The sequence below is a fragment of the Paenibacillus sp. PSB04 genome, from assembly GCF_025809195.1.
Lineage (GTDB): Bacteria > Bacillota > Bacilli > Paenibacillales > Paenibacillaceae > Paenibacillus_AQ > Paenibacillus_AQ favisporus.
This window is the reverse complement of record NZ_CP081301.1, coordinates 4,521,177-4,534,635: the sequence shown is the minus strand read 5'-3', so window position 1 is coordinate 4,534,635 and position 13,459 is coordinate 4,521,177. Positions and strand designations below refer to the sequence as shown.

Here is a 13,459-nt window from a genome sequence, read left to right as displayed (position 1 = left end):
CTCCTATTTCCCGCGGACGACACGAAAACCCTGATCGGGTCCGTACCCGTTGGGATCGAATTTGCCTCGAAATGAAACTTCAGTGTTGCTGATATCCCCGATCCAGCCGCCCCCCTTCACAACCCGGAAGGAACCGCCTTGACGAACCGTGCCGTCGCCATACCAGTCCCAGCACCATTCCCTTACATTGCCGGACATATCGTAAAGACCCAGCTCGTTGGATTTCCGGGTGCCGACCGGTTTTGTCCGGTTATGATTGCTCTCAATGACCGGCCAGTTCCAATCCCCTGATAAATATTTATCCCCGGCGTTTCTCCAATACCATGCGACATCCTCGGCTTTATTGCTTCCGCTGTATTTGAAACCTTTGCCCTCCAGACCCCCGCTTGCGGCATATTCCCACTCTGCTTCTGTAGGCAGCCGGTAACCGTTCGCGCCTTGATTGACCGTTACGGTCCATTTTATTTGATCGTTTTCGTTTATGTTGTTCGGATCTTTATGATCCTTGTCTATGTTGTAAAACGGTTTTAAGCCCTCCTGGATACTTCTTTTGTTGCAATATTCCACGGCGTCATACCAGCTTACCATCTCTACCGGCAGCTGATCGCTTTTGAATGCTGAGGGGTTGCCGCCCATGACGTTGGCCCACTCCGCTTGTGTAACCTCGTATTTGCCGATATAAAAGTCTGAAAGGGTCATGCTTGTTTCAGTATAGTTGGAGCCACTGCTCTTAAAAGTCCCGCCTTTAACGTACACCATATCTTCCTGCTTGCCCGTTTCTTCTTGTGAACAAGCGCTGGCCAAAAACATAGCTGCTAGTAAAATACAAACCCATAGCTTTCTCATAGGGATTTCTCCTTTAGGACGAATAGGAAAAAGACAGACCGCGGCGGACCGATGCCGGTATCCGTCAACGTCGAAGACCGTTCGTCTGATGGCAAACGGCCTTCAACATGTCTGGATTGATTAAAGTGTATAACTTATGAAAAGCAGCTTCATGCTGATTACCACACGGTTACGTTAGAGCTACCGCTGCTCTGGTATCCCTCCGTTGCCAATACCTGATAAGCCCAGCTGCTGCCTAAATTCATGCCTGCGTTCTTCCATGCGTTGACGTGATTGCTGAACGTGATGGAAGAATTGACCCCGGTCGCTCTTTTCGATTGCCGGACACTCCAGAACTGCTGGAAGGTTTGTGTGCCGTCAATGGATGGCGCGTTATACCGCATGGTCGTATAAATATCATAGGTGCCCCCGTCACTCGTCACCGTTCCTTTGTAGGTTCCGGTTGGCCGGTAAGTTCCCCAGCTGTCCACGACGTAATATTCAATGAGGGAATTTCTCGTCCATCCATAGAGCGTCAAATATCCATTTCCGGACGGCGCCCAGACGCCGGCATTATAGTTAATCGTCCGGTTAGGCGATCCGGTATTCCAGCCCTTGCCGACAACGAAGTTCCCGGAATTTTGCCAGGTCACGCTGTAATTTCCGCCGGATCCGTTGACGGCATTCACCGTGCCCCCGCCATCGGTCCAATTTTGCCAATAGTCCGTCGTGGCTGCATTTGAGGTAGCTGCAAATAACCCAAGACTCATGGAAGCTGCAAGAACGACCGTTAACCATTTTTTACTCCGTTTCAACATAAACTGCCTCCTCATGTTTTTTTGCACCTTACAACCGTCTGCCATTGGATTCTCTTGGCTCTGCTGTGCTCAACACGGCTAGTCCTTCTCTTTTTCCTTTCCTCCTTTCTGTGAAAATTATAAAATGACAGCGGTTACATAACACTTCGCAAATTAAACATGATATATAGATTTTCTTACAATTTTTAGAAACCAACGGACCATCCGGGAAAAATGGGCACAAAAAAATACCCATGGACCACGCTTTTTCAAGCTTTTGGGCCATGGGCAGGTTAATAGAGGATATTTTTGGTAACCCCTTGAATCTATTGTACGTGTCGACTAATTAAAGTCTATGTATGAAGCTTAGATCCGCTCGTAGAGACTGCTGGTTGGGATCACTTGAGCAAAAGTGCCATCCAAGGATGCCATAAACGTATTATGAACGGTTTGTGCAGGAATCACGGTACCATCCCAGAGTAAATCTCTGGTTGTGCAGGCATCATCAAGCACGAGAACTTCATATCCCAGACGGTTTGCGGTTCTTACCGTAGAATCGATACAAATGTGGCTCATCATGCCGCAAATGACTAACCGGGTTACATTCAGCGATTCAAGATGCTGCTGTAATTCCGTTTGGAAAAAGCTGTCCGGCGTATGCTTTACAATCACTTTTTCGCCAGGCTCGGGTAAAATGCCTTCATGCGGTTGAATCCCTTCCGTACCGGGAAGAAAAAATGTGGCGTTGTCATCGAGAAGAATACACTGAATATGAACGATCGGTAACTTCTTGTCCCGGAACAGAGTTAAAGCTTCCTGCGCATGGGTTAGTGCCTTGTCGGGACGGAATAACTCGTTTCGGCCTCCTTTAAAATAATCCTTCTGAATGTCTACCATTATGAATGCGGTATTCATGGGTCATGGTCTCCTTTAATTTGTAAGAGTAGTTTCTTACCGCATTATAATATCGGTATCATGAATGGTGAATTACCCACTTTTTTGTGGGTATGGAATGCCTTTGCGGTCCAGAAGCTCCGTCTGTCCCCGTTCCACCATATAATCAATTCCGATCTCCTGCATAATAAGTACCGCATCCAACAGCCTTCTTCCCCGCTCGGTCAGAAAATATTCTACATGCAGCGGGTACCCTTCCGTTTTGATTTTATCAACGATCCCGCTGGAAATTAGTTCTTTAAGATGCTGCAGCAGCATCTTTTGGGTAATCTGGTCAATATCCCGTTCCAGTTGGGCCAGGGACGTATTTCCGTCTTTCAATTGATAAATGATCATCGTTTTCCATTTCCCTTTGATGATGTCATGAATAACCTCCAGCGGGCAGGTGCACTGCTCCCGAATCATCATGAAATTCACCTCCATCCATGTTCTCTGGGTCAGACTTCCATCCATTCTCATACATATTAACAAACAAAGACCTGGATTCGTAACCCAGGCCTTTGTTTATTTTACGGCAAAACATAAACTGCTTATTTCCAAAAGGTGATCTTATCAGCGCTCAAACGAACGGACTCATACCCTTCTTCTTCCGCTTTACCGATGGCAAGAATGAGTACCGGAGTATATCTCTCCGGATCTAATCCGAAAGCAGCTGCGATTTGATCCGTCTCAAATCCGCCGATGGGATTGGTATCATAACCATGAGCTCTGGCGGTGAGCATGAGCTGCATGGCCAGCAATCCACTATCCACTTTTACAATATCATTAACAACTTCTTTAGGGAGCGTAGGATAGATCGTAAGAATGCTTTCCAATTGCCGGTCCCGGACTTCCGGCGGCATTTCCCCCTGTTCCACCGCCGCATTGAAAATCTCTTCCGCATACTCATAAGATTTCATGTCCCCAAAGATCAGCAGCATGGCAGAAGATGTGTCATTTTGCTGGGTATTGAAGCGGATCAAAGGCCGCAGCGTATTTTTCCCTTCTTCGCTTTCAACGACAACGATGCGCCAAGGCTGCAAATTTGCTGAAGATGGAGCTGTGGCAGCTTCTTCAATGATCTCTTTAAGCTCTTCTCTGGATATTTTAAATGCGGGGTCATAGGCACGAATCGAACGTCTCCCTTTCATAATATGGGTAAAATCGTTGTTTTTCATCGTAGTGGTCATATGGATACCTCTCCTCTTTTTTTGATGTCTATTCTGATAACTTATTTGACCCTTTGAAATTCATTAAGTTATCATGAGGAAAGCATAAACTATGAACTATAGTTCATAGCAAGAAAGGATTAGGCGTGATTTCGATGAAGATTAGCGACGTTTCCAAAATGGTGGATTTGCCGATTTCAACCCTCCGATACTATGAAAAAAAGGGGATTATCCCGGAGACCTACTTGGTAAGAGATGAAAATAATTACCGGGCCTATGACGAAAAAATAATCCCATTCGTGTTAAGTCTAAAATCATTACTCTCAGCCGGCTTTTCGATTCATGAGATTAAGGATATCCTTTCCCGAAAAGAACTTGCGCGAGAGCAACAGTTGGACATCATCAAAGAGAAAATGAATGAAATTGAACAATTACAGAAAAAATTGGACGACGCAAAACACTTTCTTCAAGACTCCCTGCAGTCGGCTCAGGACTGCACCTGGTAACAAACCATTAAGTCGCCTCCTACCGCAACGAGTTCCGATAGATTTAGATGCTTCCCCTTTCTCTTTTCGCAGCATTATACAACCCGTCTTCATCTACCCTTACCTGCTGCAGTTCCTTCATTCTCCCTCTTACCCAGCATGCTTATTTTCAAAGAGTAAACTCCCCCTTTCATATCACTTTCATATCACTTTTATTTCACCATCTCAAATGCGAACCTGGTCTAAACATTCATAGAAGGGAAGCCCCTGGCTTCTCTTTGAATGGTCCGATTTCGACGGTTTGGGTTCGATCGAATGGGTTCTACGACAGCAGAAATCCATTTTACGAATGTTTTACAATTCGACATTTTACAAAATCTACGTTTAGCCAACTCCTCTCGTTCCGGATCGGACCGAAATGAGCTTAAGCATTCATGTATTGGGCCTTGAAGTGTTCCGGGCACGATGCTGCTCCTTCCGGATGTAAAGCTTAACGAAGCGGTTCTAATGTCATTTTCCCTAAATATGGATTATTAAAAGGCTTTCATCGAGATTGGCTTTTATAATGATCGCCAATTCGTTTCATACGCGGCTTACATTCACGAGTTAATCTTGGGATGTGGGAACGGTCTCACATTCAGAAAGCGGGGTTAGACATGAGTCATACGATCCGGGAAATTGCCCAGCTAGCCGGGGTGTCCAAGTCAACCGTATCCAGAGTCATTTCGGGAAAAGGTTATATCCACCCAGAAACAAGGGACGCGGTGCTTAAAGTCATTGAAGAACTGCAATATAAGCCGAACGCGGTAGCCAGGGCCATGGTATCCCAGCGGACGCACAACATCGGAGTCCTGATTTACCGCAGGGAATACCCGATTGCCTCCCACCCGTTTTACGGCAAAATTGTGGATGCCATTCTGGCGACCGCGGCCCGCATGAACTATTCCGTCTTTGTGACGACAGATCATGAGATGTCACTTCGATCCGCCGATTTTATGCTGGAGAAACGCGTGGACGGACTCATTCTGATCAGCCGGCTGCAGCAAAATGTGATCGATTATATTCACAACTTCGGCATTCCTTACGTCATGGTGAACGGATCTACCGATGTCGACAATGTGGTACATGTCGTTAACCGGGATCAGGACGGAGGCATGATGGCAGCCGAATATTTGACTGGTCTAGGGCACAGGCGAATCTTCGTGTTGGCCGGACCGCAGACCCACCGGAGCCATTATTTAAGGTTGCACGGCTTTCGCGATTATTTGAATGGAATTGGATCTCCTCTCGATCCGTCATCGCTCGCCTACCCGCAGGCATCCACCTTTGAGCAAGGATACGAAATGATGCAGCAGCATTGGCCTGATTTCAAGTCAGGAGGCTATACGGCCCTCTTTGCGACGAATGACATGATTGCGCTCGGTGCGATGAAATTTCTGATTGAGCAATCGGTCCGCATTCCCGACCAAGTGGCTGTTATCGGTTTTGATGGCATCGACGTCGCCTCCATTTATACCCCTTCCCTAACGACCATCAAGGTGGACACGGAAGCGATGGGCAGAACCGCCTGCACCCTTCTGGACAAGCTGATTGACCAGCAGCCGGTTAACGAGCTGGATATTGAGCTGGTGCCCGAACTGATTATTCGTCAATCTACTTAAATCCATATAAGTAAAATCGAAAGGAGATTGATCCATGCGCTGGTATTTCAAAGCCATCGGACCAAAGAAAATCTTTGAATTTGTCGCACTTGTCGTGTTTGTCATCTTTTTTATGGGGCCGCTGCTCAATTTGGCGATTCTGGCCTTCACAGGCAAATGGAATTATCCCGATCTGCTTCCCTCCGTTTGGTCGCTCAAATGGTGGACCTTCGTCTTTCAGCAGCAGGACATCGCCAAATCCATCGGGCTATCCTTTGTGATCGCAGCACTGGTGACGGGCATATCGATCGTGCTCTGCATCCCGGCGGCGTACGCATTTGCCCGGATCCGATTTCCGTTAAGCCGATTTTTCCTGTTCTCCTTCCTCCTCACCCATGCTTTCCCCAAAATGGGCCTGTACGTGTCGATCGCCGTGCTGTTCTATAAGTTTGGTCTAATGAACACGCTGGCGGGAGTCATCCTGATCCACATTATTAATGTGCTGATGTTCATGACCTGGATCCCGACTTCCGCGTTCCGTAACGTTCATACGGCGCAGGAAGAATCTGCGAGAGACGTCGGCGCCAGCCCGTTCCGCGTGTTCCGCAGCATTACGCTGCCAATGGCCCTGCCCGGGATTCTGGTGGCTTCGATCTTCACCTTTTTGAATTCCCTCGATGAAGCTCAGGGTACCTTTCTGGTCGGTATTCCCGATTTCAAAACGATGCCGATCGTCATGTATTCGATCATCAGCGATTATCCGGCGTATGCCGGCGCGGTGTTCTCCATCATTTTAACAGCGCCTTCCATTATTCTGCTGGTGGCTGCCCAGCGTTTCGTCAGTGCGGACGTGCTGGCGAGCGGTTTCCAGATCAAATAAATAGATAGCGATAGATGTATTAAGGAGGTCCCTATGAACATTCAGTTATCGATTCAAAACCTGTCCAAACGCTATAAAACCGGCGATGGCGTATCGGATATCTCGCTGGACGTGCAGAAAGGAGAGTTGATCACCCTGCTCGGGCCTTCCGGATGCGGAAAGACCACGGTGCTGCGCAGCATCGGCGGTTTTCTGGAGCCGGACTCGGGAGACATCTTGATCGAAGGTAAGAGCGTGGTCAAGGTTCCCCCAGAGAAACGGCCAACCTCCATGGTATTTCAAGGCTACAATTTGTGGCCGCATATGTCGGTCCATGATAACCTCGCGTTTGGCCTGAAAATCCGCAAAATCAAAAAGAAGGACAGGGAAAAAGCGATTCAGGACGTGCTGGAGCTGGTTCGTCTTCCGGGAGCCGGCAGCAAATTCCCAGCACAGCTGTCCGGAGGCCAACAGCAGCGGATTGCCGTTGCCAGGTCGCTCCTGCTGAATCCCGCCGTCCTGCTGCTCGATGAACCTTTCTCAGCACTGGATGCGAAGCTTCGGCACGAAATGCGCGAGGAACTGCGGGAAATCCAGGCCAATACCGGCCTGACCATGGTTTTTGTCACCCACGATCAGGAAGAGGCATTATCGATTTCGGACCGGATTGTCGTTATGAATCACGGCAACATTGAACAAATCGCCTCCCCCCTGGAGATCTACGATGCGCCGAAGTCGCTCTATGTGGCCCAGTTCATCGGGAAAATGAACTTCGTAAAGGGGGTGATTGACGCAGATCAAATTACGGTTGGTTCTATCCGCTTCCCGAACCCCTCCCGTCTTTCGGGCAATGTCACGGTTGCTGTAAGGCCGGAAGATATAATTCTGGATCAGGCCGGCGGCAGCGGTCTGCCGGGCACAGTCAAGCAAATCATGATCCTCGGGCATTATGCCGAAGTTTCCGTCGATGTACAAGGTTATGGCACCATCCGCGCCTTCCAGGCGCGCGATCAAATCAATGAACTGTCTAACGGGCAGTCCGTTTCCGTTCAGTTTGCGAAGGTTATCGCGTATCCGTAAGGCGTAATTGGAATCAACCAACTTTACAAACTTATAGGAGGGTTTACTTCCATGTTGAATAAGAAATCGGCATTTGCATTTGTTACTTCCTTTGTCCTTGCGGCCTCCCTGCTGTCCGGCTGCGGTAGCAGTAAGGACAGCGGCGCGAGTTCGGCTGCTGAAGGTACAGGTACGTCAAGCAAACAGGTCGAATTTTCGTTTTATTATTCCGGATCGCAGAACGTGGACGATTTGTGGAAAAATTTGATTCCGATGTTCGAAGAGAAGAATCCCGACATCAAGGTTAAAGCCGTCTACGTGCCGTCGGGTACCGGAGCGCAGCCGACTTATGACCGCATCCTTGCCGCGAAGCAATCTGGCAAAGGCTCGGGTGATATTGACCTCTTTGAAGATGGCCTCGGGGTAGTGACCAAAGGGCAAAAGGACGATTTATGGGACAATTTAAGCACGGACCATATTCCGAATTTGAACAACGTGGACCAAAACACGCTGAACGATGTGTCTAACCTCGCGATCCCTTATCGCTCCTCGGCGGTTGTCCTTGCCTATAACAGCGAAACCGTCAAAGATGTGCCGAAAACGCTGGACGAAGTATATGAGTGGATCCGCAGCCATCCGGAGCGGTTTGCATACAACGATCCGTCGACAGGCGGTGCAGGAAGCTCCTTCGTCACGACCAGCATCTATAAATTTTTGCCCGAAGACGCGATTCACAACACGGATCCCAGCATTGAAAGCCAATGGGATCAAGGGTTCTCTCTCTTGAAGGATCTGGGCAAATACATGTACGGCAAGGGCATCTATCCGAAGAAAAACCAAGGCACGCTTGATCTGCTGACGAGCGGCGAAGTCGACATGATTCCGGCCTGGTCTGACATGGTGCTGGATCAGCTGGACAAAGGACAGCTTCCGGAAACGACAAAAATTACGCAAATCACACCTGGATTTAACGGCGGTCCGACTTACTTGATGGTACCGAAGTTATCCGAGAAGAAAGACGCTGTGTACAAATTCCTTGATTTTGTGCTGTCGCCTGAAGCCCAGAATGTCGTCGTCGATAAAATGCACGGCTTCCCGGGCATCAAGCTGACGAACATGTCTCAGGAGGTTCAGGATTCCTTTAAAGGTGCTTCCGAAGGATTCCGTTCGTTCAATATTGGCGATCTGGACAAAGACATTAACAAACGCTGGCAAAGTGAAGTGGCTGCACAATGAGTAAATCATTCAAAAGAGGGATCCTGGGCATTTCCATGGTCCTTCCTTCCTTTCTCGTGCTGGTGCTGATTGTCGTCATCCCGATCATTAGTTCACTCCGCGAAAGCTTGAAGAATGATAACGGCGGGTATGATTTATCCAATTACACCTATTTGTTCACGGACAAATTGATGCGCTCCAACATTATTTTCACCTTGGAAATTACCATTGTTTCCTCCATCCTGGTTTTGCTTATCAGCTATTCGCTGGCTGTGTATATGCGGTTCAATAACGGCTTTGCGGTACGGTGGATCCGGCGCACCTACATGATACCGATCTTTATCCCATCGGTCATTGCGACGTACGGCCTGATTCAGCTTCTCGGCAACCATGGCTGGATGGCAAGGATCCTGTACCATCTGGGTACGGACAGCTTTCCAAGGATTATATTTGACATGAAGGGCATCATTCTCGCGAATCTTTGGTTTAATATTCCGTTTACGACGATGCTGCTCGGATCAGCCCTGTCGGGGGTACCCGATGCAGTCATTGAAAGCGCAAAGGATGTGGGGGCCGGACGGATGAGAATCTTTTTCCGGCTCATTCTGCCGCTGACGTTCAAGACGCTGCTCGTCGCCCTTACCTTTGTATTTATGGGTGTAATCGGTTCCTTCACCGCTCCCTTTCTGATCGGACCCAATGCGCCGCAAATGCTGGGCGTGTCCATGGAGCAAATTTTCAGTGTGTTTCAGGACCGCCAGCTGGCGGCGGCCACAGCTTTCTTTACCTTCCTGCTTTGTTCTTTTGTCGGATATTTCTATATCCGCTCCATGATCAAAGAAGAAAGCGTGCGTTCATCATGAATACTTTACTCGTTAACGTACAGGGAGCTGTAACGCCGGAGTGCTCCAAGACGCATATCGCTTACCGTTTTTTTCTGGCCAAAACCGGAGGGCGGATGAAAATCGACTTTTCCTATAGTCCGAAAAATCTAGAGGATGGCGCCAAGGCGAAAATGCTGATTGAGCAGGGCCTTGATCGATATGTTGAGGATGAACTCCGTGAACAGGCCAAGTCCAAATGGCAGTCCCACCTTCCGCTCAAAAATTTGATCACGCTGTCCGTTGACGATCCTTCCGGCCACCGCGGGGCCGCCCACCGCCATGATCCGGAGCAGCATCTGTTGATTTCCAGGCTTGAATCGTCTCCAGGTCTGAGCAAAGGGGCGCTGCAGGCCGGCATGTGGACGGTTACCCTGAGCCTGCATGCCGTCGTGACGGACGACTGCCGCTACTCGCTGCAAATTTGGCATGAGGAGGACCATGGATGAACTGGATGGCATGTGAGCTTCATACCCATACCTTCCACAGTGACGGAAGTCAGAGCCTGGAAGAATTGGCTGCGGGCGCAAAAGCTCTTGGATTTGACTGCATCGCCCTGACGGACCACAACACGATGTCCGGCTTATGGAATAAAGAGACGGTTGAGCAGCAGACGGACATGAACATCATTCAAGGCATGGAATGGACCACCTTCTTCGGACATATGGTGACGCTTGGCGTGAAGGACTATATCGATTGGCGTCCGGTAGGTCCTGGTGACATTCACGCTGGACTCGCCCGAGTGCACGAGCAAGGCGGGATCGCCGGCATGGCCCACCCTTTTCGCCCCGGCAGTCCCATGTGCACCGGCTGCTATTGGGAATTCGAGCTCCGTGACTGGAATGACCTTGATTATATCGAAGTGTGGTCCACGACCTTTGCCCCGCTGAAAAATAACAACGCCCGCGCATTTCGCCTCTGGACCGACAAGCTGAACGAAGGCTTCCGGATCGCGGCGACTTCCGGCCGGGATTGGCACCGCCAGGAACAGACGGATGAACCGCTGTCCGTCACGTATCTGCTTATGGAAGAGCATGGAGGCTCGATCACCGATAAGGCGGTCGCTGCCCTTTCCGCTGGAAGGGCCTCCGTCACCCTTGGTCCGCGGCTCGATCTTGGCGTCCATGTCGGCGGCCAACTTTACGGCATAGGGAATGCCGTCCCAGAAGGAACTTCGCCGGATCACACGATCGAACTGCAGGCAGCTGCCGATTTCGAGGCACGGAAAGAGCATTGGGAGCTGCCGGAACAAATCTATACCTTGCGCTTTCACAGCAATCTTGGTATGGTATCGGAACTCCCCTATGCTGCAGATAGCAAGGGCTGCAATGTGACGCTTTCACGCGAAGGATTGCGGTGGGTGCGTGCGGAGCTGTGGGGAACAATCCGCGGGGTCCGCACGATGATTGCCTTTACCAACCCCATTTATTTTGATGAACCGGGAGGTGCAATAACGCGCAATGACAGCACCATTTCCACTGATCACGGCACACAGCGGCTGTATGGATACGCTCGATAATACGCTATCCTCGATCGAGACCGGCATCCGGCTTGGTGCGGACATTATTGAAGAAGACATCCGGGTCACCAAGGACGGGATCGCCGTGCTTGCCCATGACGATGAATGGCGGACGGAGGACGGCAGGCTCATTCATATTTCGAAAATGAGTATGGTTGAACTGCAGGAGCTGGTTCTCAGCGTAGACTACGCCGGTAAATCCGGGACGATGACGATCGCAAGGCTGGATGAGATGCTGGCCAGGGTCCAGGCTGCCGGTATCACCGCGAATCTGGATCTCAAAACCGATGACAGCGTCGAAGCGGCTGCGGCGCTCATTCATCACTACAAGATGGCGGACCAAGTCTTGCTGACAGGCTGCGGACCCGACCGGGCCATGCTTGTACAGCAAACGCATCCGGAACTTAGAAAGCTGCTCAATGTCGACACGGAGCTTTTTCTAACCCAAGAGTATACGGATGCAATCCGTCGTACCTGTGAGGATGCAGCTGCCGCAGCTTGCATCGGCCTCAATGTTCCGTACCAGCTGGTCAGGGAGGAACTGTTGGAACAGGCTGCAGCCCGCTCGCTCCCGGTTTTCGTCTGGACCGTCAATGAGGAGACATTGATGGAGCGGTTCGCAAGTATGGGAATCACCTCCATTACAACGCGGAACGTCGATGCTTTGGTCCGGCTCAAGAGAAGTCTGACTACGGAAACAACAAAGGTCCCGGAATAATTCCGGGACCTTTTGCTGTACGATCTCATTTTGCCGCTCCATCCGCAGCAGATAAACGGAGATTTTCCGCCTTAGTCCGAATGCCGATCTCTAAATTCGAAAATATCATCGACCGCTTGCCGGTAACCACCTGATTTGCGAAAGGATTCGCCCATCCTTGCGGCTGCTTCCTTGAAAGAACCTCGGCTTAATACCAGGTCTGCCGCTTCCCGCAGCTGATGGGCCGTCAAGCTCTGCATGTCTAAGGTCATGCCCGCACCGGTCCGGGCGACTTGCCCCGCGATGACCGGCTGATCCGCGCTGAGCGGGAGCACAATGAGCGGTACCCCGAAGTAAAGGCCTTCATGGGCACTGTTCATCCCGCCGTGTGTAATAAATAGCTGGGCGTGCTGCAGCACTTCCGTTTGCGGAACATAACTTTTGACGATGAAATGATCCGGGATGTCTCCTAAATCGGATATCGGGGTCTTACTCCCGATCGACATGACAATCGTATGATGGGAATTTCCAAATGCTTCAAAACAAAGCTTATAGAAATCCAGCGCCTGGTTCATGACGGTGCCCAGTGAAATGTAGATCGGGCTTTTCCCCTGGATTTCAGAAAGGTCAAGGTCATCTTCCATGGACCGCGAAGTGATGGATGGACCCACAAATTTATACGACGGATCGAATGTTTCCCCTCCCGGCTGGAACTCCCTTGCTGTATAGACAATCGTAAGTGATGCAGGATTACAAAACGCCTCGTAAGGAGAATGGATCTCGACGCCGTATTTTTGCTGGATCATGGCCGTCAGGCTTTGATACTTATCGTTGATCGGTTTAGTGATCTCTTCAGGGACATCGTTGAAAAATTGTTCCATCGTATGGTCGAAAGAGGGTTTGGACTCTGCAAAAGTACTGCAAGAGCTGATGGCGGGAAGTTTAAGAATCTCCGCCAGCAAACGTCCGCAGCCGAACATGGAGTCATGGATGATATAGTCAAAATGCTCTCCCTGGATCTGTTCAAGAACGCTGGGGATCACGACATCAGCCGTCAGCAAGAGACCGTTGACCCTTTCCAGCAAATAGTTTCTTCCGCCGGAGATAAAGGCTTTGATAAATTTCTGGTCGTCAATTGTCCGTACGACCGCTCCCGCTTTCTCCAACCTCTCCCTATAAGCTTCGATGCAAAAGTACACAACCTCTTCCCCGCGTGAGGTCAGCTCCTGGACAACGCCAATCGTCGGATTGATATGCCCTTCGGACCCGGCATTAATAAATAGAACGCGTGCCATATTCAATACTCCTTTCCTGTATTCGCTGTCCACTAGTTGCGATATATTCTCGTCTCCCTATTTTAACACTTACAATAGTTTTCCA

15 protein-coding genes are annotated in these 13,459 nt (G+C 49.8%); 9 read left to right on the top strand and 6 right to left on the bottom strand.

Going from position 1 to position 13,459, the window contains the following annotated elements; translation table 11 throughout:
* Positions 1-3: 3 nt before the first annotated feature.
* The 5 genes from K2F33_RS21010 to K2F33_RS20990 form a co-directional block, all read right to left on the bottom strand.
* Positions 4-846, bottom strand: a complete 843-nt coding sequence (locus K2F33_RS21010; RefSeq protein WP_263878454.1) for a formylglycine-generating enzyme family protein — start codon at positions 844-846, stop codon at positions 4-6.
* Positions 847-1,004: 158 nt separating this feature from the next.
* Positions 1,005-1,643, bottom strand: coding sequence for a glycoside hydrolase family 11 protein (locus tag K2F33_RS21005; protein ID WP_076164478.1), 639 nt, complete (start codon positions 1,641-1,643; stop codon positions 1,005-1,007).
* A gap of 345 nt (positions 1,644-1,988) precedes the next feature.
* Positions 1,989-2,537 carry a cysteine hydrolase family protein gene (locus K2F33_RS21000; RefSeq protein WP_263878453.1) on the bottom strand — a complete coding sequence of 183 codons (549 nt, stop codon included), beginning with the start codon at positions 2,535-2,537 and terminating at the stop codon, positions 1,989-1,991.
* A gap of 72 nt (positions 2,538-2,609) precedes the next feature.
* On the bottom strand, positions 2,610-2,984 hold the full coding sequence (locus K2F33_RS20995) for a winged helix-turn-helix transcriptional regulator (RefSeq protein ID WP_263878452.1): 375 nt from the start codon (positions 2,982-2,984) through the stop codon (positions 2,610-2,612).
* 122 nt (positions 2,985-3,106) lie between these two features.
* Positions 3,107-3,745 carry a nitroreductase family protein gene (locus K2F33_RS20990; protein ID WP_263878451.1) on the bottom strand — a complete coding sequence of 213 codons (639 nt, stop codon included), beginning with the start codon at positions 3,743-3,745 and terminating at the stop codon, positions 3,107-3,109.
* 134 nt (positions 3,746-3,879) lie between these two features.
* Between K2F33_RS20990 and K2F33_RS20985 the strand changes: the two genes are divergently transcribed.
* The 9 genes from K2F33_RS20985 (at position 3,880) to K2F33_RS20945 (ending at position 12,100) form a co-directional block, all read left to right on the top strand.
* On the top strand, positions 3,880-4,230 hold the full coding sequence (locus tag K2F33_RS20985) for a helix-turn-helix domain-containing protein (RefSeq protein WP_263878450.1): 351 nt from the start codon (positions 3,880-3,882) through the stop codon (positions 4,228-4,230).
* A 635-nt stretch (positions 4,231-4,865) separates the two neighbouring features.
* Positions 4,866-5,870: a LacI family DNA-binding transcriptional regulator gene (locus tag K2F33_RS20980; protein ID WP_145132628.1), complete on the top strand. Its 1,005-nt coding sequence runs from the start codon at positions 4,866-4,868 to the stop codon at positions 5,868-5,870.
* 34 nt (positions 5,871-5,904) lie between these two features.
* A complete protein-coding gene (locus K2F33_RS20975) occupies positions 5,905-6,729 on the top strand; it encodes an ABC transporter permease (protein WP_076164462.1) in 825 nt (274 codons plus the stop codon).
* Positions 6,730-6,762: 33 nt separating this feature from the next.
* The gene (locus K2F33_RS20970; protein WP_263878449.1) at positions 6,763-7,788 is read left to right on the top strand and encodes an ABC transporter ATP-binding protein; all 1,026 of its coding nucleotides are present in this window, start codon (positions 6,763-6,765) and stop codon (positions 7,786-7,788) included.
* A 51-nt stretch (positions 7,789-7,839) separates the two neighbouring features.
* Positions 7,840-9,003 carry an extracellular solute-binding protein gene (locus tag K2F33_RS20965; protein WP_089547722.1) on the top strand — a complete coding sequence of 388 codons (1,164 nt, stop codon included), beginning with the start codon at positions 7,840-7,842 and terminating at the stop codon, positions 9,001-9,003.
* Positions 9,000-9,845, top strand: coding sequence for an ABC transporter permease (locus K2F33_RS20960; RefSeq protein WP_076164456.1), 846 nt, complete (start codon positions 9,000-9,002; stop codon positions 9,843-9,845). The genes K2F33_RS20965 and K2F33_RS20960 overlap by 4 nt, the downstream gene beginning before the upstream one ends.
* Entirely contained in the window at positions 9,842-10,312 is a 471-nt protein-coding gene (locus K2F33_RS20955) for a hypothetical protein (RefSeq protein WP_263878448.1), read from the top strand. Before K2F33_RS20960 ends, K2F33_RS20955 begins: the two co-directional genes overlap by 4 nt.
* Positions 10,309-11,382: a CehA/McbA family metallohydrolase gene (locus tag K2F33_RS20950; RefSeq protein WP_263878447.1), complete on the top strand. Its 1,074-nt coding sequence runs from the start codon at positions 10,309-10,311 to the stop codon at positions 11,380-11,382. The genes K2F33_RS20955 and K2F33_RS20950 overlap by 4 nt, the downstream gene beginning before the upstream one ends.
* Positions 11,324-12,100 (top strand): glycerophosphodiester phosphodiesterase, encoded by a 777-nt coding sequence (locus K2F33_RS20945; RefSeq protein ID WP_263878446.1) that lies wholly within the window; start codon positions 11,324-11,326, stop codon positions 12,098-12,100. Before K2F33_RS20950 ends, K2F33_RS20945 begins: the two co-directional genes overlap by 59 nt.
* A gap of 71 nt (positions 12,101-12,171) precedes the next feature.
* On the opposite strand, the gene K2F33_RS20940 is transcribed toward K2F33_RS20945, so the two are convergent.
* A complete protein-coding gene (locus tag K2F33_RS20940; protein ID WP_263878445.1) occupies positions 12,172-13,374 on the bottom strand; it encodes a macrolide family glycosyltransferase in 1,203 nt (400 codons plus the stop codon).
* Between the last annotated feature and the right edge of the window lie 85 nt (positions 13,375-13,459).